General features: G+C 69.7%; 17 protein-coding genes. 5 read left to right on the forward strand and 12 right to left on the reverse strand.

The window, feature by feature from the left end; translation table 11 throughout:
• Positions 1 to 93: 93 nt before the first annotated feature.
• Entirely contained in the window at positions 94 to 312 is a 219-nt protein-coding gene (locus MCBMB27_RS14040) for a hypothetical protein (RefSeq protein WP_043350951.1), read from the reverse strand.
• A 170-nt stretch (positions 313 to 482) separates the two neighbouring features.
• Here MCBMB27_RS14040 and MCBMB27_RS14045 point away from each other — a divergent pair, with 170 nt between their 5' ends.
• The 3 genes from MCBMB27_RS14045 to eda all read left to right on the forward strand — a co-directional run bounded on the left by MCBMB27_RS14045 (position 483) and on the right by eda (position 4,428).
• A complete protein-coding gene (locus MCBMB27_RS14045) occupies positions 483 to 1,604 on the forward strand; it encodes a type II asparaginase (RefSeq protein WP_075380713.1) in 1,122 nt (373 codons plus the stop codon).
• Between the two features lie 339 nt (positions 1,605 to 1,943).
• Positions 1,944 to 3,770 carry a phosphogluconate dehydratase gene (gene edd, locus MCBMB27_RS14050; RefSeq protein ID WP_043350955.1) on the forward strand — a complete coding sequence of 609 codons (1,827 nt, stop codon included), beginning with the start codon at positions 1,944 to 1,946 and terminating at the stop codon, positions 3,768 to 3,770.
• A 22-nt stretch (positions 3,771 to 3,792) separates the two neighbouring features.
• Entirely contained in the window at positions 3,793 to 4,428 is a 636-nt protein-coding gene (eda, locus tag MCBMB27_RS14055) for a bifunctional 4-hydroxy-2-oxoglutarate aldolase/2-dehydro-3-deoxy-phosphogluconate aldolase (protein WP_170861869.1), read from the forward strand.
• 205 nt (positions 4,429 to 4,633) lie between these two features.
• Here the strand turns inward: eda and MCBMB27_RS14060 are convergent, their stop codons facing one another.
• Both MCBMB27_RS14060 and MCBMB27_RS14065 read right to left on the reverse strand, forming a co-directional pair.
• Positions 4,634 to 6,745 (reverse strand): ABC transporter ATP-binding protein/permease, encoded by a 2,112-nt coding sequence (locus MCBMB27_RS14060; protein ID WP_075380714.1) that lies wholly within the window; start codon positions 6,743 to 6,745, stop codon positions 4,634 to 4,636.
• Between the two features lie 149 nt (positions 6,746 to 6,894).
• Positions 6,895 to 7,212 (reverse strand): hypothetical protein, encoded by a 318-nt coding sequence (locus MCBMB27_RS14065; RefSeq protein WP_043351228.1) that lies wholly within the window; start codon positions 7,210 to 7,212, stop codon positions 6,895 to 6,897.
• 290 nt (positions 7,213 to 7,502) lie between these two features.
• Between MCBMB27_RS14065 and MCBMB27_RS14070 the strand changes: the two genes are divergently transcribed.
• Entirely contained in the window at positions 7,503 to 8,135 is a 633-nt protein-coding gene (locus MCBMB27_RS14070) for a 2OG-Fe(II) oxygenase (RefSeq protein WP_043382815.1), read from the forward strand.
• A 22-nt stretch (positions 8,136 to 8,157) separates the two neighbouring features.
• Complete coding sequence (locus MCBMB27_RS14075; RefSeq protein ID WP_075380715.1) at positions 8,158 to 8,844, forward strand: peptidase inhibitor family I36 protein; 687 nt, start codon at positions 8,158 to 8,160, stop codon at positions 8,842 to 8,844.
• Between the two features lie 9 nt (positions 8,845 to 8,853).
• On the opposite strand, the gene lpxB is transcribed toward MCBMB27_RS14075, so the two are convergent.
• The 9 genes from lpxB to MCBMB27_RS14120 form a co-directional block, all read right to left on the reverse strand.
• Complete coding sequence (gene lpxB, locus MCBMB27_RS14080) at positions 8,854 to 10,032, reverse strand: lipid-A-disaccharide synthase (protein ID WP_043382810.1); 1,179 nt, start codon at positions 10,030 to 10,032, stop codon at positions 8,854 to 8,856.
• Complete coding sequence (locus MCBMB27_RS14085; RefSeq protein WP_043382807.1) at positions 10,029 to 10,892, reverse strand: LpxI family protein; 864 nt, start codon at positions 10,890 to 10,892, stop codon at positions 10,029 to 10,031. Before MCBMB27_RS14085 ends, lpxB begins: the two co-directional genes overlap by 4 nt.
• A gap of 11 nt (positions 10,893 to 10,903) precedes the next feature.
• Entirely contained in the window at positions 10,904 to 11,722 is an 819-nt protein-coding gene (gene lpxA / locus MCBMB27_RS14090; RefSeq protein WP_043351218.1) for an acyl-ACP--UDP-N-acetylglucosamine O-acyltransferase, read from the reverse strand.
• A complete protein-coding gene (gene fabZ / locus MCBMB27_RS14095) occupies positions 11,719 to 12,195 on the reverse strand; it encodes a 3-hydroxyacyl-ACP dehydratase FabZ (protein WP_075380716.1) in 477 nt (158 codons plus the stop codon). The genes lpxA and fabZ overlap by 4 nt, the downstream gene beginning before the upstream one ends.
• A 109-nt stretch (positions 12,196 to 12,304) precedes the next feature.
• Positions 12,305 to 13,366, reverse strand: a complete 1,062-nt coding sequence (gene lpxD / locus MCBMB27_RS14100) for a UDP-3-O-(3-hydroxymyristoyl)glucosamine N-acyltransferase (protein ID WP_075380717.1) — start codon at positions 13,364 to 13,366, stop codon at positions 12,305 to 12,307.
• Between the two features lie 50 nt (positions 13,367 to 13,416).
• On the reverse strand, positions 13,417 to 15,987 hold the full coding sequence (bamA, locus tag MCBMB27_RS14105) for an outer membrane protein assembly factor BamA (protein ID WP_053609505.1): 2,571 nt from the start codon (positions 15,985 to 15,987) through the stop codon (positions 13,417 to 13,419).
• Positions 15,988 to 16,407: 420 nt separating this feature from the next.
• Positions 16,408 to 17,562 (reverse strand): M50 family metallopeptidase, encoded by a 1,155-nt coding sequence (locus MCBMB27_RS14110; RefSeq protein WP_043351211.1) that lies wholly within the window; start codon positions 17,560 to 17,562, stop codon positions 16,408 to 16,410.
• 166 nt (positions 17,563 to 17,728) lie between these two features.
• Positions 17,729 to 19,339 (reverse strand): DHA2 family efflux MFS transporter permease subunit, encoded by a 1,611-nt coding sequence (locus MCBMB27_RS14115; protein ID WP_043758796.1) that lies wholly within the window; start codon positions 19,337 to 19,339, stop codon positions 17,729 to 17,731.
• 8 nt (positions 19,340 to 19,347) lie between these two features.
• A complete protein-coding gene (locus tag MCBMB27_RS14120) occupies positions 19,348 to 20,589 on the reverse strand; it encodes an HlyD family secretion protein (protein ID WP_075380718.1) in 1,242 nt (413 codons plus the stop codon).
• Positions 20,590 to 20,703 lie beyond the last annotated feature (114 nt).

Below are 20,703 nucleotides of genomic sequence, written 5' to 3' on the forward strand. Positions count from 1 at the left end.
TCGACCCCGAAGCCACGACGGCTTCTGCCGTCCGTGTCGATGCCTGGCGCCGCAGGCGAAGCCGAAAGCGGCGCCGTTCCTGTCGGCCGGGCCTTACGACACCGCGGCCAGCTCCGGCGCAGCCGTCGCCGTAGCCGGGTCGGTCGCCTCCGGCGGGGCCTTCCGCGAGACGTAGTAGATGTCGACGGCGCGCCAGAAGGCCCCCTGCTCCTCCACCGAGCGGCGGGCGAGGGACGCCTCAAGGATCGACATCGCGGCCCGTGCGGGCTCGCTCCGCTCGAGTTCCTCGAGCAGGCCGGCGAGATTCAGCATGGGGCTTACCTCCGAGCGGACAACAACCCTAACTAACGCCCGAGCGGGCGTAACGATCCGCCGCGCCCTGCATGTCCGAGCCCTGCATGATCCTTGCCTCGGACCGAGGCGCGGCTACCATCCCCGCGTCGAGTCCGACTCGTCCTCCCGTCCATCATCGAGGATTTCCGATGTTCTCCTGCCGAAGCGGTGCGGCCCTACACCTGCGCGGAGCGATCTTCGCCCTGGCCCTGGCCGGCGGATTCGGGGCGGCTCCCCTCGGCGCCCGCGAGATGCCCGAGTCCGGCACCGCCGCAGCGGTGAAGAAGCCGAACGTCGTGATCCTCGCCACCGGCGGCACGATCGCCGGCGCCGGCGCCGATGCCGCCAACAGCGCCACGTACACGGCCGCTAAGGTGCCGGTCGACAAGCTGATCGCGGCCGTGCCGCAGGTGAACACCATCGCCAATGTCCGCGGCGAGCAGGTCTTCCAGATCGCCTCCGAGAGCTTCACCGACGCCCAGCTCGTCCAGCTCGGCAAGCGCGTGTCCCAGCTTCTGAAGCAGGATGACGTCGACGGCATCGTCATCACCCACGGGACCGACACCCTGGAGGAGACCGCGTTCTTCCTCGACCTCGTGGTGAAGAGCGACAAGCCGATCGTGGTGGTCGGCTCGATGCGGCCGGGCACGGCGATCTCGGCGGACGGTGCCCTCAACCTGCTCGACGCCGTCACGGTCGCCGCCAGCAAGGAGGCGATCGGCCAGGGCGTCACCGTGACGATGAACGACTACATCCAGTCCGGCCGCGACGTGAACAAGCGGACCAACATCGTGCCCAGCGCCTTCTACAGCCAATGGGGCCCGCTCGGCATGGTCGTCGAGGGCAAGACCTATTTCTTCCGCTCGCTCACGAAGCGGCACAACATGAGCTCCGAATTCGACATCGACCAGATCGACAGCCTGCCGCTGGTCGGCATCGTCTACGGCTCGGGCAACATGATCCCGGGCGTTTACGATGCCGAGGTCCAAGCGGGCGCCAAGGCGATCGTCAACGCCGGCACCGGCAACGGCTCGGTCCCCGGCTACCTCGTCGACAAGCTCAAGGACATCCGCTCCAAGGGGACGCTCGTGATCCGTTCCTCACGGGTGCCGGATGGATTCGTCCTGCGCAACGCCGAGCAGCCCGACGACAAGTACGATTGGGTGGTCGCCCACGATCTGAACCCCGCCAAGGCCAAGGTCCTGGCGGCCGTGGCGCTTACAAAGACGACCGACACCAAGGAGTTGCAGCGCATCTTCTGGGAGTATTGAGGGTCGGCGACGGACGCGTGCCGCCCGGGTCGCAAGCGCGGATTCCGGCGCCGCTGCAACCCGGGCGGTCCCATCAGCCGCGCCTCATTCTGAGGTGCGGCGACGTCGCCTCGCAGGAGCGCTCCGGCGAGCCGCCCGATGCCTGGAGCGCCCCGGCGCCTCAGGATGAGGCCGTGAATCGGACGCCGGCTCCCGAAATGGCCGGGCGCTCCCGCGCGCCGCCCGGGTTACATCCCGCGGTGCACTCCTTAGATACCAGCCACCGACGCGACCGCCGGACCGAGCCCGAATCACGGCCTCAGCCCCGCGCCCGTCGGCACCGAGCCTGGAGGAACGAGAATGACCGAGCTTCATCCCGAGGTCGCGGCGGTCACCGAGCGCGTCGTGGCGCGCTCCCGCGAGACCCGGCGCGCCTATCTCGACCTGATCGCCCGTGAGCGCGAGTCGGGGGTCCGGCGCGGCAAGCTCGCCTGCGGCAACCTCGCCCACGGCTTCGCGGCCTCCGGCGAGGACAAGGCGGCGATCCGCGACGAGCGGACGGTGATGAACATCGGCATCGTCACCGCCTACAACGACATGCTCTCGGCTCATCAGCCCTACGGGCGCTATCCGGACCAGATCAAGCTGTTCGCCCGGGAGCGCGGGGCCACCGCGCAGGTGGCGGGCGGGACGCCGGCCATGTGCGATGGCGTCACCCAGGGGCAGACCGGCATGGAGCTGTCGCTGTTCTCCCGGGACACAATCGCCCTGTCCACCGCGGTGGCCCTGAGCCACGGCATGTTCGACGGCGCGGCGCTCCTCGGCATCTGCGACAAGATCGTGCCGGGCCTGCTGATCGGCGCGTTGCGCTTCGGCCACCTGCCGACGATCCTGATCCCGGCCGGGCCCATGCCCTCCGGCCTCGCCAACAAGGAGAAGCAGCGGATCCGCCAGCTCTACGCCGAGGGCAAGGTCGGCCGCGCGGAACTGCTCGAATCCGAGTCGGCCTCCTACCACGGCGCCGGGACCTGCACGTTCTACGGCACCGCCAACTCGAACCAGATGATGATGGACATGATGGGCCTGCACATGCCCGGCGCGTCCTTCATCAATCCCGGCACCAAGCTGCGCCAGGCCGTGACCCGGGCGGCGATCCACCGGCTCACCGAGATCGGCGCAGCCGGCAACGATTACCGGCCGCTCGGCCTGTGCGTCGACGAGAAGGCGATCGTGAACGCCGCGGTCGGCCTGCTCGCCACCGGCGGCTCGACCAACCACGCGATCCATCTGCCGGCCATCGCCCGCGCCGCCGGCATCGTGATCGACTGGGCGGATATCGATCGCCTCTCCAGCGCGGTTCCGCTGATCGCCCGCGTCTATCCGAACGGCTCCGGCGACGTGAACCACTTCCACGCGGCCGGCGGCATGAGCTTCGTCATGGCCGCGCTGCTGGATGCCGGCCTGCTGCACGACGACATCCTCACCGTGGCGGGCCAGTCGCTGCGCGACCACGCCCGCGACCCGAAGCTCGCCGGCGAGGAGTTGGTCTTCGAGGACGCCGTGCCGGAGAGCCTCGACGACGCGATGCTCCGCCGGCCCGCGAACCCGTTCCAGCCGGATGGCGGCATGCGGCTGGTGAAGGGCAATCTCGGCCGGGCGACGTTCAAGACCAGCGCCGTGGAGGAGCACCGCCGGACCATCGAGGCACCGGCCCGGGTCTTTTCGGACCAGGACGATGTGCTCAAAGCCTTCAAGGCCGGCGAGCTGGAGCGGGACGTCGTGGTGGTGGTCCGCTTCCAGGGCCCGAAGGCCAACGGCATGCCGGAGCTGCACAAGCTCACCCCGCCGCTGGGCGTGCTGCAGGACCGCGGCCACAAGGTCGCGCTGGTGACCGACGGGCGCATGTCGGGGGCTTCGGGCAAGGTTCCGGCCGCGATCCACCTGAGCCCCGAGGCGCTGGGCGGCGGTCCGATCGGGCGGATCCGCGACGGCGACATCGTCCGCCTGAGCGCGGCGGACGGGCTGCTGGAGGTGCTGGTCGACGAGGCAGAGCTGGCCGCCCGGCCGGAGGCCGAGGCTCCGGAGCCGGCGCAGGGCACCGGTCGGGAATTGTTCGCGTTCATGCGCCAGGGGGCCGATACGGCGGAGCGGGGCGCCTCGGCGATGCTCGCCGCCGCCGGTCTCTGAGTTCATAGAGGAGGTGCCGACCATGAATGATCTGACCAGCATCGACGCGCTGATGCGCTCCGTGCCCGTCATTCCGGTCCTGGTGATCGACGACGTGGCTCAGGCCCGGCCCATCGCCGAAGCCCTGGTGAAGGGCGGCCTGACCGCCCTGGAGGTCACCCTGCGCACTCCGGCCGCCCTCGATATCATCCGGGAGATGACCCGGGTCGAGGGCGCGGTTGTGGGCGCCGGGACGGTGCTCAACCCCCGCGACCTGGAGAACGCCCTGAGGGCGGGGGCGGAGTTCATCGTCTCGCCGGGGCTCACCGACCCGCTGACCGACGCCGCCAAGGCCAACGGCGTCCCCTATCTGCCGGGCGTCGCCACGGCGGCCGACATCATGCGCGGGCTCGATCACGGGCTCGACCGGTTCAAGTTCTTCCCGGCCGAGGCCGCGGGCGGGATCAAGGCGCTGAAGGCGCACGCGGCGGTGTTCGGCGCGGTGCGGTTCTGCCCGACGGGTGGCATCACCGAGGCGACCGCCCCCGACTGGCTGGCGCTCCCGTCCGTGCTCTGCGTCGGCGGGAGCTGGGTGGTGAAGCCCGGCACGCCCGATCCGGCGGCGATCGAGCAGGCAGCCCGGGCCGCTGCGGGGCTGCGGACAGGAGCTCACCGCTAAGTCGCCGCGTCCGAAGGGCGTCCCTCCTCCCTCTCGGGGGAGGGAGAGCCGCGGCGTCTCCGGCGTCTCCTGCCGATCCCGATAGATGTCGCCGCCAGCCGGTGCGGCGGATGAAGATCGCGCTTGTCCCGGAGACGCTGGCGTCCGGCGGCGACGTTTAGGCTCGCAGCCCTCTTCCGCCGAAGGCGCGCTGCGGCGCCGCCCGCTACTCCGCCGGCAACGCCTCCCGCCGCGCCCGCGGCACGAACACACAGCCCTCCGGCTCCAGCGTGATGCGCCGCTCGTGGAACGCGTCCAGCGTCGAGCGGTGGCCGATCGACACGATCGTCGTCCCGGGCAGGCGCTCGCGCAGCATCCGGTAGAGGGCCGCCTCGGAGGGTTCGTCGAGCGAGGCCGTCGCCTCGTCGAGGAACAGCCATTCCGGCTTGGACAGAAGCGCACGGGCGATGGCCAGCCGCTGCTGCTCGCCCCCCGACAGCCGCCGCTCCCAGGTGTCGGTCTGGTCGAGGTGGTCGACCAAGTGCGGCAGCTGGGCGGCCGTCAGCGCATCCTTGATCGCCGCGTCCGAGAACTGATCGGTCGTGTTCGGGTAGACCACGGCGCCACGCAGTGTCCCCTGGGGGATGTAAGGCCGCTGCGGCAGCACCAGCGCCGACTGCCCGGCGGGCACGTCGACCCGGCCCTTGCCGAACGGCCAGATCCCCGCGATCGCGCGGAACAGGGTCGACTTGCCCGAGCCGGAGGGACCCGTGACCAGGGTCGCGCCGCCCCGCGGCAGGGTCAGCGTGTCGGCGGTCACGATCGGGCGCCCGTCCGGCAGGGCGAGGACGAGTCCGCGCGCGGTGACGTCGCCCGTGCTCTCGTTGCCCTGGATCAAGCCGTAGCCTGCGGCCTCGAGGGCCTCGGCCTTGGTCATGGCCCGGCGGAAGGATCCGAGACGGTTGGTGTTGGCCTTGTAGGCCGCGAGCGTCGTGTAGGAATCCACAAAAAATGACAGCGAACTCTGCACCTGGCTGAAGGCCTGCGAGGTCTGCTGGAGGGCGCCCAGCGTGATCTTCTTGGCGAAGAAGGACGGGGCCGCCAGCACCATCGGGAAGATCACGCTCGCCTGCCGGTAGCTGAACGTGAAGGCGATCAGCTTGATGCGGCGGAAGATGATCCCGACGTAGTTGTCGATGACGCTGTGGAACAGCGTCGAGAGCCGCGAGGCCTCCGCCCGCTCGCCGCGCAGCAGGGCGATCTGCTCGGAGTAGATGCGGTTGCGGGCCAGCGCGAAGCGGAAATCGGCCTCGACCCGCTCCTGCCGGAAGTCGAGCCCGATGAGCGGCCGGCCGATGAGGTGGGTGAGCCACGTGCCGACCACCGCGTAGGCGATCACCAGCCAGACCAGGAAGCCCGGGATCACCGTGTCGGTGAACGGCACCACGAAGTCCCGCGACAGGGTCCAGAGGATCACGATGAACGAGACGAGCTGCGCGGCCTGGCTCAGCAACCGGATCGACAGCGTCGTGGTCTGCACGATGAAGCTGTTGACGTCGGCCTGGATGCGCTGGTCCGGGTTGTCGGCCTCCTCGTCGGTGAACGGGATCCGGTAATGGGTGCCGTTGCCGAGCCAGCGCTCGTACAGGCTGTGCGTCAGCCACGTGCGCCAGCGGATCAGCAGCGAGGAATCCACGAACAGGTCGAACATGCCGATGGCGATGTTCAGCGTGGCCAGCGGCACGAACACCCAGAGCAGCTGATACCAGAAGGCGTTCGCGTCGTATTCCTGAAGCGAGTTGTAGATGTCGCGGTAGAAGAAGTTGAACCGCAACGTCAGCGCAACGTCGGCGAAGTTCACAAAGATCGACAGGGCCACGAGGTTGCGGCCGATCCGGCCCTCCGTGGTGCCGAACCACCGGAACAGGCCGATCTCCTTGGCGGGCTTGTCGCGGTTGGCGAAATACGGGTCGGCGATGTTGGTGATCGCCCGGATCGGCTCGAGATGCGAGATGCCGAGCACGATGGCGGCGAAGACCACCGCACCGGTGGCGGCGAAGGCGGGCGGCAGAAGCGCCGCGATCACCGGCGGCAGCAGGCCCATGGCGGCGATCGTCTTCGATCCGGCCAGCAGCAGGTAGCCGACGCCGTAAACCGAGACGAAGACCTTCAGATAGGCCGAGATGCCGTTCGCGGCGATCAGGATGCCCGCCATGGCGAAGCCGGCGAGCGAGACATAGAGAGGCGGGCTCGGAATACCGGGAAATGCCAGCAGGATCAGCGCGGCCAGAGCCGTGAGCACGGCCTGGATTCCCAGTCCGGTCCTGAGTGCTGCCACGCGTCGATCCCCCATCCGTGCGCGCCCACTGGGGACGCCGCCGGCGGCCTTGACCCCGGCTGATGGCCAGATAGTGGCACTTGCCCCGGGCTGTCGCGTGAAACTTTGGTCACGTTCCGACGGTGCGGCGATTTACGCGGTCGGCGCGGCTACCAGTTCCATTCCTCGAAGCCCGGCTCGCGGCAATGATAGCCGATCGGGCATTGCGGGTTGTCGCGCGTGGGGGCGAAGCGCAGCTCGGCGATCTCGGAGGCGCTGCATTGGCCGGGATTGCTCACGAAACGCTCCGGGGCCGACCCGGCGGCGATGACGACGTCGCCCTCGTTCCTCACCAGGGCCATGGCCTCGGAGCAGGTCATGCGGGCCGTCATCGAGCCGCGGGGCGGCCGCGACTGCGCACGGGCCTCCAACCCGACCGCAACGACGGCGAGGTGGCTGAACAGCAAGGCGAGGGCCCACGGCCTCATCGGGAACGGGTTCCGGTACGCACCCGGGAAGAAAGCCCGCGGGTCTGGCACCATCCTGCACAAGCGGACCGCCCGAGACTGTCACCGGAATGCGCCACCGGGCCGCTTTCGCCGTCGGACCGCCGCAATCGGCGGATTAGGAGATTCCGGGATTGCCGAAAGCCGCTTTAGATTTGTGATCGTGGACGCCTGCGCGGCGACCCGGGCACGATGGCTCGACCGGCCCTCCGGCACGCGTCTCCGGCGCCCGGCGTGCCGGCCGACCGGCGCCGGAGTCAAGGGACCCAGCGATGTCCGCTCTCTCGATCCTCGACATCTCCGCCGTGCGCGCCGCGCCCGTTTCCCACGAGCCCTACGCCTACACGCTCGGCAGCAACGTCCTGAAGCCCGACGCGATCGACGACATCCGCCGCGACTTCCCCGAGATCGCCAAGCCCGGCTACCTCACGGTCGACGAGGTCGCCCTGAAGGGCCGGTTCAAGGCGCTGATCGACGAGCTGGAGAGCGACGCCTTCTCCAAGATCCTCGGGGAGAAGTTCGGCATCGACCTCGTCTCCTGCCCGCGTCTGACCACGATCATGCGGCGCAGCCAGCTCAAATACGGCTCGATCCACACCGACGGGCCGTCGAAGGTGCTGACGCTGCTCGTCTACATGAACGACGCCTGGGACGCCCCGGCCGCGGGGCGCCTGCGGGTGCTCTACGACGGGCGCAACTACGAGCCCTTCGCGGTCGAGGTGCCGCCCACCATGGGCACGATGTTCGCCTTCCTGCGGGCGGAGAATTCCTGGCACGGCCACGAGCCCTTCGAGGGCGAGCGTCGGGTCGTGCAGGTCGCGTGGCTCAGGGACGCATCGGAATTGGAGCGCAAGCGCAAGCGCAACCGTACGGCGCAGTTCCTGAAGGGTATCTTCGGCCGCTGATCGAACGAGAAGGGGGCGGACCATGGGTGCGGTCGTGCTGGCGGATCCGGGCGGCGGGGCGCGTTCCGGCTCCTGGCGTCGCTTCGCCCTGCCGGCGCTCCTCGTCCTCGGCTGGGTCGGCCTGTTCGCCTACAGCGCGGCCTACCTGACCGAGGACCTGCCGTTTCGCCCGACGGCGCCGGAGGCCAGCCCCTCCGCGGGGGGCGCCGCCGGTCCGCGCGCCACGGCGCGGCGGGTCGTGATGCTCGACGCGCCCGACCCGGGTGCCCCTGCGGAAGATCCGCCCGGCCAGACCGCCATGGCGGCGCCCACGGCGCCGCCGCCGCCCCAGGCGGCCACCGCGATGCCGGGCGCCGCGGCGAATGCCCGTCCGGCGCCGCACCCCGCCCCGGCCCCCGCCCCGACCCCCGTGGCGGCCGAGTATGTCGGCGTCTGGGGGCCGACCCCCGAAGCCTGCGGGACCCGATCCCGGCGCCGGGGCTACATCCCGGCCACGATCACGCAGGATCGCGCCCGCGCCGGCCGCACGATCTGCCTCTTCCACGACATGCGACGGGTCGGCAGCGCCTGGGTCGCCGCCGCCGAGTGCAGCGACCGTGGCCGGCGCTGGTCGTCGCAGGTCCGCCTGCTGGTGGATGGCGAGCACCTGACGTGGTCGAGTAATCGCGGGACATCGACCTACACCCGCTGCAGTCGCCGCGCCGGCTGAGCGGCCCCGTCACGCCCTCGGATCGGACGCGTGGCGCTCTGCGGCGCGCAGGACGATGCGCGCGGCGGCCCGGCTCGGCGTGTCATTCGCGGCGAGCCGCATCAGCCCGTCGATCCGGGCGAGGGCAGCGAGCTGTGCGTCGCGGCCCGCACCGCCTGCCAGGAGCGACCGCACGGCGCCTGCCAGGCGCTCCGGCGTGCAGTCGGCCTGGACGAATTCCGGCATGGCGTTCTCGGCCAGGATCAGGTTCGGCAGCACGATGCTCGGGACCTGGATCAGCCGGCGGGCGATGAATTCCTCCGCCCGCGAGACCTTGTAGGCGACGACCATCGGGACGCCCGCGAGGGCGAGTTCCAGCGTGACCGTGCCGGAGGCGGCGAGCGCCGCCCGGGCCTCCCGGAAGGCGGCGTATTTCGGCGCCTCGCCGGTGACGATGCGGACGGGCACCGTCCACTCCGCGGAAAGCCGCTCGATCAGCGCCCTGTGACGCGTCACGGCGGGCAGCACCGCCTCGACCGCGAGGCCTTCCGCCACCCGCGCCAGCGCCGCACCGAAGACCGGCATCAGCCGCTCGATCTCGGACCGGCGGGACCCCGGCAGCAGCACGAGGCTGTAGGGAACGGACTCGCGCCGCCGCTGCTCGGATGCGGTGGGCCGCAGTTCCGGAAGGCGCTCGATCAGCGGGTGTCCGACATAGGTGCAGGGCGGCCCGCCGAGCCGCAGATGCGCGTCCGGCTCGAAGGGCAGCAGGGCCAGGACGTGGTCGATGAACGGTCGCATCCCCTTCGCCCGCCAGGGCCGCCACGCCCAGACGCTCGGCGACACGTAATCGATGATCGGGATGCCGGGGGCCACCTTGCGCACCCGCCGCGCCACCGCGTGGGTGAAACCCGGACTGTCGATGATCACCAGCACGTCCGGCCGGGCGTCGACCGCCGCCGAGACGGTTTCGCGGATGCGCCGGAGCAGGGTCCGGGCCCGGGCGAGGACCGGCAGATAGCCCATCACCGCCACGTCATCGAGGGGGAACAGGGATGCGAACCCCGCCTCCGCCATGGCCTCGCCGCCGACGCCGCCGAAGACCACGTCGGGCGCCGCCTCGCGCAGGGCCCGCATCAGCTTGGCGCCGAGCTGATCGCCGGAATCCTCGCCGGCCACGAGCCAGATGGTCCGGGGCCGGCCGGTCACGGCGTCCCTCCGTAGCCGACGACGAAGAGACCGAGGCGGTCGGCTTCCGCGGCCGTGGCCACCCGGTCGATGACCAGGGTCCCGCCGGCCTCCAGCGCCAGGCCGACGCAGCCTGCCTGGGCCGCGTTGCGCACGGTGCGCGGTCCGATGGCCGGGAGATCGATGCGGCGGTCCTGGCCGACCTTGGGAGCCTTCACCAGCACGGTGGCGGGCATCGCCCGGCCGAACCCGAACGGACGGCGCCCCAGGGCCCGCGCCCGGGCCAGCATGCGATCGGTGCCCTCCGGCCCCTCCACGGCCAGGATCCGGTCGCCGGCCAGGGCCACAGCCTGTCCCAGATCGTAGGGCGAGAGGGCGTCGAGGACCCCGCGCCCGGCGCGGATCGAGGCGGCCGCCTCGGCATCCGGAATCCGGCGCCCGAGGGGCCCCTCCGGACAGAGCAGGTCCGGCGCGGCCTCGTGGACGCCCACGACCCTGTGGCCGTCCTCTTCCACCAGCGTGACGGCGGCGCGCAGGAGGCGGTCGTCGCCCCCGCCGGCGATCGCCCGCAGGGCCTCCCGGTTGCGCAGGGCGGCTCCGGCATTGAGGATCGCGGCCGGGCTCGGCCGTGAGACGCCGCCGGCCGGTACCACGACCGCCGGCCCCCAGCGCCGCAGAAGCTTCAGGGTGGCGGCGAGGTCGAGCAGGTCGACCGTGGCGTCGGCACTGGCTCGCAGGGTCGCCCCCGTGAAACCGCGCAGGGCGATTACGCGGAAGGGCCGGCGCGCCCGGCGCAGCGACTCGGCGACGAGTTCCGGCAGCCGGCCGGCCCCGGCGATCAGAACCAGGGTCCCCTCGGGGTGCGGATCGGCCTGGGTCACGGCCCGGCCGCTCAGGCGGCGCTGATGGGCGTCGGGATCTCGCGCGGCGTGCAGATCGAGCGCTTGCCGCCGAGGCGGATGAAGTCGAGGATCTCGCGGACCGCCGCGTGGGATTCGAAGGTCGCGGCCACGTCCTCCACCCGCTCCATCAGCGTGCCCTCGGGCGCGAAGAGCAGGCGGTAGGCGCGCCGCAGGGCGTGGATGTCGTCGCGGGCGAAGCCGCGGCGCTGCAGCCCGATGATGTTAAGCCCCGACAGGTAGGCCCGGTTGCCGAGCACCATACCGTACGGGATGCAGTCGTTCTCCAGGCCCGACAGGCCGCCCACGAAGGCGTGCGCACCGACGCGCGCGAACTGGATCACGGCGGCGCCGCCACCCAGGATTGCGTAGTCGCCGACGCTGCAATGGCCCGCCAGCATCACGTTGTTGGAGAAGATCACATGCGCGCCGACCCGGCAGTCGTGGCCGACATGCGAATTCGCCAGGAAGGTGCAGTGATCGCCGACCACGGTCTCCAGGCCGCCGCCGCTGGTGCCCGGATTCATCGTGACGCCCTCGCGGATCAGGCAATCGGCGCCGATCGTCAGGGTCGAGGCCTCGCCCCGGTACTTCAGGTCCTGCGGCTGGTGGCCGATCGACGCGAAGGGGAAGATCCGGGTGCGGGGTCCGATCGTGGTGCGGCCCGCCAGGACGACGTGACTGATGAGTTCGCAATCCGGCCCGAGCACGACCTCGGGGCCGACATGGCAGAAGGGGCCGATCCGGGCCCCGTCGCCGATCCGGGCGCCGGACTCGATCACGGCGCTCGCATGGATGAACGGCGCGGTCACTCCGTCACCAGCATGGCGCTGATCTCGGCCTCGGCGACGAGGTTTCCGTCGACCCGGGCCTCGCCGCGGAACCACCACATGGTCCGGCGCTGATTCAGCTTCGTCATGTGGAAGCGCACCTGGTCGCCGGGGGTGACGGGCTTGCGAAACTTGCACTTGTCGATGGTCATGAAGAACACCTGCTTGGTGTTCCGTCCGTCCGCCCGGATGTGGCGGCAGCAGATCGCGCCTGCCGTCTGCGCCATGCCCTCGATCAGGAGCACGCCCGGGAAGACCGGCATGTCCGGGAAGTGTCCCATGAATTGCGGCTCGTTCGCCGTGACGTTCTTGATCCCGATACAGGACTCGTCCCGGTCGATCTCGACGATGCGATCCACCATCAGGAACGGGTAACGGTGTGGCAGCAATTCCAGCAACGTCTGGATATCGGCTATGCCCAGCTCGGTGCCGGTCTCGCGCGCCGCCTCACTCATCGAAATCCGCACCTCGACTTGCCGCCCGGGGCGGCTTGCAATCCGGCCGCCCTTGGCGGGCCGAACGCCCTCTTCGGAAGAAATCGCCGGAAGCGCAAGGCCTTCCCGGTCAGGTGTCCTCGCCGCTCAGGTCCTTGCCGCCGCGCTCGGCGAGGCGGGCCAGCGTCGTCAACTCCCGGAACCAGGCCCGGACCGGCTTGGCGGGCGTTCCGCCCCAGCGGCTGCCCGGCGGCACGTCGCGGTTGACGTTGGACGAGCCGGCGATCTGCGCACCGCGGCCGATGCGCAGGTGGCCGACGACGCCGACCTGACCGCCGAGGACGACGTAATCCTCCAGGGTGGTCGAGCCCGAGATGCCGACGCCCGACACGATGACGCAGTGCCGCCCGATCACGACGTTGTGGGCGATCTGCACGAGATTATCGATCTTGGTCCCCTCCCCGATCACCGTGTCGCGCGAGGCGCCCCGATCGATCGTGGTGTTGGCGCCGATCTCGACATCGTCCTGAACGATCACCCGCCCGACCTGCGGGACCTTGAGGTGGCTGGCGCCCATGGCGAAGCCGAACCCGTCCTGGCCGATGCGCGCACCCGGGTGGATGATCACCCGGTTCCCGAGCAGGGCGTGGCTGAGCGTGGTGCCGGCGCCGATCGCACAGTCCCGCCCGATGCGGACGCCGGGACCGATCACGGCATTCGGTCCGATCACCGTTCCTGCGCCGATCTCGGCACCCGGCCCGACGACCGCGCCGGGATCGACCGTGACGCCGTCCTCGAGCCGGGCTTCCGGATGGACATGGGCGCCGGACGCGACGCCGCGGACGGCGAACTGGGAGCCGGGACGCAGGGCATCGGGATGCAGACGGCCGAGCAGGGCCGCATAGGCGCGGTAGGGATCGCGGCTGACGAGGGCGACGGTGGTCGCGGGACAACGCGCCGCGAACCGGGGGGAGACCAGACACACCCCCGCCCGCGTCGCGGCGAGCGCGTCGCCGTAGCGGGCATTGTCCATGTAGGCGAGGTGCTCCGGACCGGCACTCTCCAGGGAGGCCGCGCCGCTGAACCGGCGTTCCGGATCCGCTCCGTCGGGCAGGCTGGCGCCGGCGGCTGCCGCGATCTCGGCCAGGGTGAGACCATCGGCGGCGGCGGTGAAGAAGATGGGATCTGACATGCTCAATAACGCGCCGGCCGGGACAATCCGGCCGGCGCGCGCAATTTTTATCAGAAGCGCGAGCCGCCGGAGAAGCGGAACGCCTGGGTCTGATCCTTGCCGATATGGCCGTACTTCCCGAGGGCCGGGACGAACACCTTCTCACCCTCGTCCTTCGTCAGAGCGTAGGCGTAGTCGAACCGGATCGGGCCGAGCGGCGAGTTCCACAGGATGGACGCACCGATCGAGGAGCGGATCGCCGCCGTGTCGCGGACGTTCACGCATTCCGGCTCCACGCCGATCGTGAAGGCGTTGAAGTTGCACTTCCCGGTCGTCGGCGAGATGCCGTTGATGAAGGCGTCGCCGTTCACGTTGAAGTTCCGCTGGCCGTGATAGCCGAACAGCGTGCCGGCATCGGCGAACAGAGCACCCTTCAGACCCAGATCGCGCGGCACGGCCGGGAGCGGGAACTGCACCTCGAGGGTACCGCCCACATAGGTGGAGCCGCCGATCGCGTTCGAACGAGCATCGGCGATGCCGACGTCGCGCGGACCGATGCCGTTCGGCGCGAAGCCGCGGACCAGCGACGGGCCGAGGAAGAACTGGTCGGTCACCCGCAGCGGGTCGTTGTTGAGCGACGAGATGTGGCCGCCCTGGAAGCGGATGAAGCCGACGACGTCCTCGAAGATCTCCTTGTAGTACCGCGCATCGGCCGTCACGCGGAAGAACTTGGAGTCGCCACCCAGGCCGGCGACGTCGGGCTTCAGCTCGGCGTAGAGGCCGTTGCGGGGCGCGCCGATCACGTCGAGGGTCGAGTAGGCGAGCGTCAGGCCGGCCAGCGAGGTCAGCGTGTTGCCCTGCGAACCCTTGATGGCGATCGAGGCTTCGCCGTCATACGCGCAGTTCGGGTAGATCGACTGGCCGCCGATGTTCCGGCCCGTATTCGGGTCGATCGTGCCCGCCGCGTAGGTGGCGGTGTAGCCCGGGATCGGGATCGAGCAGTCGTTGTACGGCCGCTTGAGGGTGTTCGGGACCTTCAGCTCGGTGTTGTACAGCGAGTAGCGCAGCGTGATGCCGAACTCCTCGGTGATCGGCAGGCCGAGGCGAAGCTGGCCGCCATACACCGTGGTCTCGTAGCGCGAGTACCGGGTCAGGTCGGAGTACTTGTAGAAGGCGTCGAAGCCCGCTGCCAGCCGGTAGCCGAGGAAGTACGGCTCGGTAAACGAGAAGTCGACGCCGCGCGAGTACTGGCCACCCGTACCGGCCAAGCGGACGTACTGGCCGCGGCCGAGGAAGTTCGACTCGGAGACCGAGACCTCGCCGATGATGCCGTCCTGGGTGGAGTAGCCGCCCGCCACCGAGAACGAACCCGTGGGCTGATCCTCAACGTCGATGTTGATGACCACGCGGTCCGGGGCCGAGCCCGGCTCGTTGGAGAAGCGGACCTTCTTGAAGAAGCCGAGACCGTTCAGGCGCCGCTCGGCGCGGTCGGTCAGCACGCGGTTGTAGGCGTCGCCCTCGGCGATATCGAGCTCGCGACGGATGACGTAGTCGCGGGTCCGGGTGTTGCCGCGGATGTTGATGCGCTCGACGTAGACGTGCGGGCCGTCCTCGACCACGAAGCCCAGGGAGACCTGATGGCTGGCCGGATCGCGCTGCCCGGTCGGGCGAACCTGCGCGAAGGGGTAGCCGGCGCGGTTGACCTCGCGGGTGACGTTGTTGAGCGTCTTCTCAACGTCGTCGGCGTTGTAGATGTCGCCCACGGAGGTGGCGATGTCGGTGTCGAGCTTCGTGGTGTCGAGGCCCGGCAGACGCGAATCCACCTGGACCGCGCCGACCTTGTACTGCTCGCCCTCGTTCACCGTGATGGTGATGACGTAGCCGGACTTGTCGCCCTCGACGTAGCGCGCGTCGGCGCTGACCACCTGGAAGTCGGCGTAGCCGTTCTTCAGGTAGTAGCGGCGGACTTGGTCGAGGTCGTTGGTGATGCGGTCGGGATCGTAGACGTCGGAGGTCTTGATGAACGACAGGAAGTTCATCTCCGAGGAGCTCATCAGCCCCTTCAGCGTCCGCTCCGAGTAGGCGTTGTTGCCGACGAAGTTGATCGAGAGGATGCCGGTCTTATCGCCCTCGTCGATCTGGTAGATCACGTCGACGCGGCCGTTGGGCAGGTCGACCGTCCGGTAGGTCACCTTGGCGGTGCCGCGCCCGAAGCGCTTGTAGACGTCGCGGATGCGGGCGAGGTCGGCGTTGATGATCGCCTCGCTGTACGGGCCGCGGGCCTTGGCCTCGACGATCCCCTCGAGGGTCGCCTTCTCGACCTTCTTGTTGCCCTCGAAGACAACGCGGTTGATCAGGTTGTTCTCGCGGACCGTCACCACCGTGCGGCCACCCGACTGGGCGACCTTCACGTCGGAGAACATCCCGCTCGCGAGCAGGTTGCGGCGGGCCTCCTCGGCGGAGCCGGACGCCGTCCCGGTCACGTAGGACCGGATCGTGTCGGCATCGACGCGCTGGTTGCCCTGGACGACGATCTGCTGCGCCTGGGCGGCCCCGCTCAGGACAACGCCAAGACCCGCAGTGACTAGGACGATGGTTTTCCGCACCGACTTACGTCGGGGCTTCCCCGTCAACGACATCATGCAATCGCCCGTTTCTGTTCTGGTCGCGGGGGTTAGCCCGTCACAGGCGACCGTTGATCGGCCGTCCCGTCACCTGGTCCAAGCGTGGCTTCGGTCCAAGCGTAGCTCTTACCGGGATTCCCCAGCCAAGCAAACGCGCGGGAGGCCATCGTCAGGGGATTTTGGGGGGTCGTGGCCTTCGCGCCACTTAACGGTGCGGTCAGCATGAAGACAAACCGCGGATCGTGGTGAACGCCACGTAAATGTCTGGACTGTCGAAGGTTTTCAGACCCGATCGCGATCCCGTGAACAGGATCTTAACCCGGTTTCACCCCGTCGGAGCGGCGCCATCCGGGCGGCGTCGGGGCGAGACCGCGGCGGGATTGGGGCAGCCTTTCCGGTGGAGATCCGGCGGAATCACAGGATCCCGCCGGCCCGCAATCAGGTGTTCCGCCAGGAGGCGCCGAGATTGAGGATGTCGTTCCAGGCGGCGAACAGCATCAGCATCAGCACCAGGGCGAGACCGATACGAAATCCGATCTCCTGGGCCCGCTCGCTGAGCGGACGGCCGCGCACCACCTCGAAGGCGTAGAACAGCAGGTGTCCGCCATCGAGCAACGGCACGGGGAACAGGTTGAGCAGGCCGATCGAGACGGAGAGCAGCGCGATGAGCCCGACCAGACCGCCGACGCCGCCGGTCTTGGCGACCTCGCCGGAGACGCGGGCGATGCCGATCGGACCCGAGAGCTGGTCGGCGGATTCCCGGCCGGTGACGAGCTTGCCGAGATACGAGAAGGTGCGCTCGACGACGAAGTAAGTCTCCTTCACGCCGAGATTGAGCGAATCGAGCGCCCCATAAGTCACGAGGCGGGCCTCCGAGCCCGCGGGCGACCGGATGCCGAGCCGGCCGATCCGGTGGCGGCCGAACGGCGTCTTCTCCTCGAAGGTGGCGGGCGTCGCCTGGATCGTGATGGGCTGGTCGTTGCGCTCCACCGTGAAGGTCAGCGGCGTCCCGGCGCTGCCGGTCACCGTGCGGTACATGGCGTTGAAGTCGCCGATCTTCTCGCCGTCGATGGCGGTGATCACGTCGCCGGGCTGGAAGCCGGCCTGGGCGGCGACGCTGTTCGGCTCCACCGACGAGACCCGGGCGGGCAGCTCGTAGCGGCCGCCCAGCCAGATCGCGCCGGCGAAGAGCAGGATCGCCAGGATGAAGTTCGCCACAGGGCCGGCGGCGACGATCGCCGCGCGCTTGGACACGGGCTGGGTCGGGAAGCTGATCGCCCGCTCCTGCGGGCTCATCCGGGCGACGGCCTCGGGATCGGGCATGCTGGCGCCGTTCACGTCGCCGTGGAACTTCACGTAGCCGCCGAGGGGGATGGCGCAGAGCTTCCAGCGGGTGCCGCGGCGGTCGTTGAAGCCGAACAGCTCGGGGCCGAAGCCGAGCGAGAAGGCGTGAACCCCGACCCCGCACCAGCGCCCGACCAGGAAGTGGCCCATCTCGTGCACGAACACCACGACGGTGAGCACGAATAGGAACGGAATCACTGCGCCGAAGAAGCCGCCGGCGGTTCCGCCCATCGCGTTGAGGAAGTCCATACGCCGTATCCTGGCCGTCTCGGCGCCGGCTTCTCGGGCCGGCCATCCGCCCTGTCTAGCAGATCGGCGGGGCCGACCGCCAACGCAATCCTGCGGGGCGGCTGCGGAAGGTCGCACGCGCGGTCCGATTCCGCACCCGCCGACCGCCCGGGATCGGGGCAGCCCGTCAGTGGCCGGCCCCGCCGCCCGCACCGGCCTGGGGCCGCCGGATCATGGGAACGGCGCAGGCCATCGCCAGGAACAGGACCGTCAGGGCCAGGAATACATCCTCGAAGGCCATGACCAGGCCCTGGATCCGCACGGTGTTGGTCATCGCCTTCAGCGCCATGCCCGACGCGGCACTGCCATAGGCCTCGAAGCCGCGCTGCATCGTGTCGAGGCGTTCCAGGGCGGCCGTGTTCGCCCAGGTGAAGCGCTCGTGCAGCCGCGCGAGATGGAGGTCCCACCGGTCGTTGAGGATCGTGTTGATCAGCGCGAGGCCGACCGCACCGCCGAGGTTGCGGGTCAGGTTGAACAGCCCCGACGCGTTCTTCATCCGCGCCGGCGGCAACGTCCCGAGCGCGATGTTGTTGATCGGGATCATGCACAGCATCAGCGAGCAGCCACGCAGGATCTGGGGCAGGAGCAGCTCGTAGAAGTCCCAGTCCTTGGTCAGGCCGGTGACGATCCACGTGCCGCAGGCGAAGCCGACGAAGCCGATGCCCATCATGATGCGGGGATCGACCTTGCCCGAAAGCCGGCCGGCGATGGGGGCGGTGGCGAACATGCACAGGCCTGAGACGAACATCGTCTCGCCGATCATCAGCGCCGAGTAGCCGCGCACCCGGGCCAGATAGACCGGATAGATGTAGGTCAGCCCGTAGAGCCCGATGCCCAGCACGAAGCTCGCCACGCACCCGCTGGCGAAGTTCCGGTCCGAGAAGGCCCTCAGATCGACGATCGGCTGCTTCGCCGTGAAGACCCGCCAGAAGAACAGCAGCGCCGAGGTTCCGCAGATGACCGCGCAGGCGAACACCGCCTCGTCCTGCAGCCAATCGTGGTTCGGCCCCTCCTCCAGCACGTATTCCAGGCAGCCGAGGAAGCCGGCCATGAAGGCGAGACCGGCCCAGTCGAACGATTTGATCAGGCCGTAATTGGGCTCGTCGAAATCGACCAGGATCCAGGTCGAGACGGTCACGAAGATGCCCGGCACGACGTTGATCAGGAACAGCCAGTGCCACGACATGAGATCGGTGAGATAGCCGCCCACCGTCGGGCCGATCGTCGGCGCCAGCGTCGCCACGAGCCCGATCATCGGCGACACGATGGTCCGCTTCGAGGGCGGGAAGATCGTGAAGGCCGCGGCGAACACGGTGGGGATCATGCCGCCGCCGATGAAGCCCTGGAGCGCCCGCCAGACGATCATCTCGCCGATCGACGAGGAGGTGGCGCACATCAGGCTCATCAGGGTGAAGCCGCCCGCCGAGATGGCGAACATCCAGCGCGTCGAGAGCACCCGCGACAGGGTGCCGGAGAGCGGGATCGAGATGACCTCGGCGATCAGGTAGCTGGTCTGGACCCAGGGGATCTCGTCGCCGGAGGCCGAGAGGCCGGCCTGGATCTCGTTCAGGGAGGCCGAGACGATCTGGATGTCCAGGATCGCCATGAACATCCCGAAGACCATGCAGACGAACGCCACCATGCGGCGGCGGTCGAGGGGCGGCTCAGCGGCGCGGGCCGTCACGCCGCGCGTCGGGGCGGCGGCATCGCCCGCGGAGGTGGCGGCACTGGCGGCCATCGCGGGTCTCAGCGGCTCGCGGTGTTGACCGGCCGCGGCGCGGAAGCGCGGTCGAGGACGGAGCGGTCCGCGCCGATGCGGGTATCGACCCGCACCACCGCCGACAGGCCCGGCCGCAGCAGGCCCTCGCGGGCGACGTCCTCGGGCACCCTCACCCGGACGGGCAGGCGCTGAACGATCTTGGTGAAGTTGCCCGTGGCGTTGTCGGGCGGCAGCAGGCTGAACACCGAGCCGGAGGCCGGCGAGAACGATTCCACCACGGCGTGGATCTCGCGGTCCGGATAGGCGTCGACCGTGACGGTCACGGGCTGGCCGGGACGCATGCGCTCGACCTGGGTCTCCTTGAAGTTCGCGTCGATCCGGACGCTCTGGAGCGGGACGAGCGCGGCGATCCGCGTGCCGGGCCCGACATAGGCGCCGGCCTCGACGGCCTTGTTGCCGACGACCCCGTCGAAGGGCGCGCGGATCACCGTGAAGTCGAGGTCGCGGCGGGCCCGGTCGACGGCGGTGCGGAGTTCCGCCGCGAGGCTCTCCGCCTCGCGCTTCTGCGCCTGGAGGACGTCGACATTGGCGCGGGCCGCGACGAGGCCGGCCTCCATGGCCTTGACGGAGGCCTCGGTGCGGTCGCGGTCGGCGCGCGTCTGGTCGATGCGCGACTTGGCGACGTAATCCGCCTGCATCTGCATCGATCGGGTGAAATCGGCCTGGGCGCGAACGGCGTCGGCGCGGCTCGCGTCGAGCTGCGCGGCGGCCTGTGCGACCTGCGCCTGGGCCGCCTCGGCTTGCCGGGCGATCCGCGCGATGGTGCTCTCCTGCGTGGCGAGCTTGTCCTGCGCGGCCTGGAGCGCGAGGCGATAGTCGCCGTCGTCGAGCTGGGCGATGACGTCGCCCTTCTTCACCGCGAGGCCGTTCACCACCGGGACCGACTGGAGGTAGCCCGGGATCTTGGCCGCGAGGACGGAGATGTCGGCCTGGACGTAGGCATCGTCGGTCGAGACGAAGAACCGCCCGACGGTCCACCACTGCCACCCTTCATAGGCGCCGCCGCCAAGGGCGGCCGTCAGGAGGCCGAGCAGGAGGAGCCGCCTGACGGGACGCTTGCGCGCCGGGACCGCCTCGTCCGGCACGGGCTTCGGCAGAGGTGCCGTGACTGAGGCCTGCGCATGATGCTCCGCGCGCTCCTCGTCTCTGGCCTCGATTCCGGCCTCGACACCGGAATTGAGCCGATCCGCGTCCTCGCGAAGGGACATATCAGCGCCTCGACCTCAATGACCGAACGGTTCGGTCAATCACGAGGCACGGCTTGACGTGCCTCCGCAGAAGCCGCAGATTATGTTGACCGAACGGTTCGGTCAAGCGTGGCG

Origin of the sequence: Methylobacterium phyllosphaerae (assembly GCF_001936175.1) — a bacterium.
GTDB classification, from domain to species: domain Bacteria; phylum Pseudomonadota; class Alphaproteobacteria; order Rhizobiales; family Beijerinckiaceae; genus Methylobacterium; species Methylobacterium fujisawaense.

Bases quoted from the DNA above. Each gene is read 5' to 3' on its own strand.
- lpxD (WP_075380717.1), bottom strand. From the start codon at position 13,366: ATGTCAGATCCCATCTTCTTCACCGCCGCCGCCGATGGTCTCACCCTG.
- MCBMB27_RS14115 (WP_043758796.1), bottom strand. From the start codon at position 19,339: ATGGCCGCCAGTGCCGCCACCTCCGCGGGCGATGCCGCCGCCCCGACG.
- MCBMB27_RS14040 (WP_043350951.1), bottom strand. From the start codon at position 312: ATGCTGAATCTCGCCGGCCTGCTCGAGGAACTCGAGCGGAGCGAGCCC.
- eda (WP_170861869.1), top strand. From the start codon at position 3,793: ATGAATGATCTGACCAGCATCGACGCGCTGATGCGCTCCGTGCCCGTC.
- MCBMB27_RS14065 (WP_043351228.1), bottom strand. From the start codon at position 7,212: ATGAGGCCGTGGGCCCTCGCCTTGCTGTTCAGCCACCTCGCCGTCGTT.
- MCBMB27_RS14120 (WP_075380718.1), bottom strand. From the start codon at position 20,589: ATGTCCCTTCGCGAGGACGCGGATCGGCTCAATTCCGGTGTCGAGGCC.
- bamA (WP_053609505.1), bottom strand. From the start codon at position 15,987: ATGATGTCGTTGACGGGGAAGCCCCGACGTAAGTCGGTGCGGAAAACC.
- MCBMB27_RS14045 (WP_075380713.1), top strand. From the start codon at position 483: ATGTTCTCCTGCCGAAGCGGTGCGGCCCTACACCTGCGCGGAGCGATC.
- MCBMB27_RS14110 (WP_043351211.1), bottom strand. From the start codon at position 17,562: ATGGACTTCCTCAACGCGATGGGCGGAACCGCCGGCGGCTTCTTCGGC.
- MCBMB27_RS14070 (WP_043382815.1), top strand. From the start codon at position 7,503: ATGTCCGCTCTCTCGATCCTCGACATCTCCGCCGTGCGCGCCGCGCCC.
- edd (WP_043350955.1), top strand. From the start codon at position 1,944: ATGACCGAGCTTCATCCCGAGGTCGCGGCGGTCACCGAGCGCGTCGTG.
- fabZ (WP_075380716.1), bottom strand. From the start codon at position 12,195: ATGAGTGAGGCGGCGCGCGAGACCGGCACCGAGCTGGGCATAGCCGAT.
- MCBMB27_RS14075 (WP_075380715.1), top strand. From the start codon at position 8,158: ATGGGTGCGGTCGTGCTGGCGGATCCGGGCGGCGGGGCGCGTTCCGGC.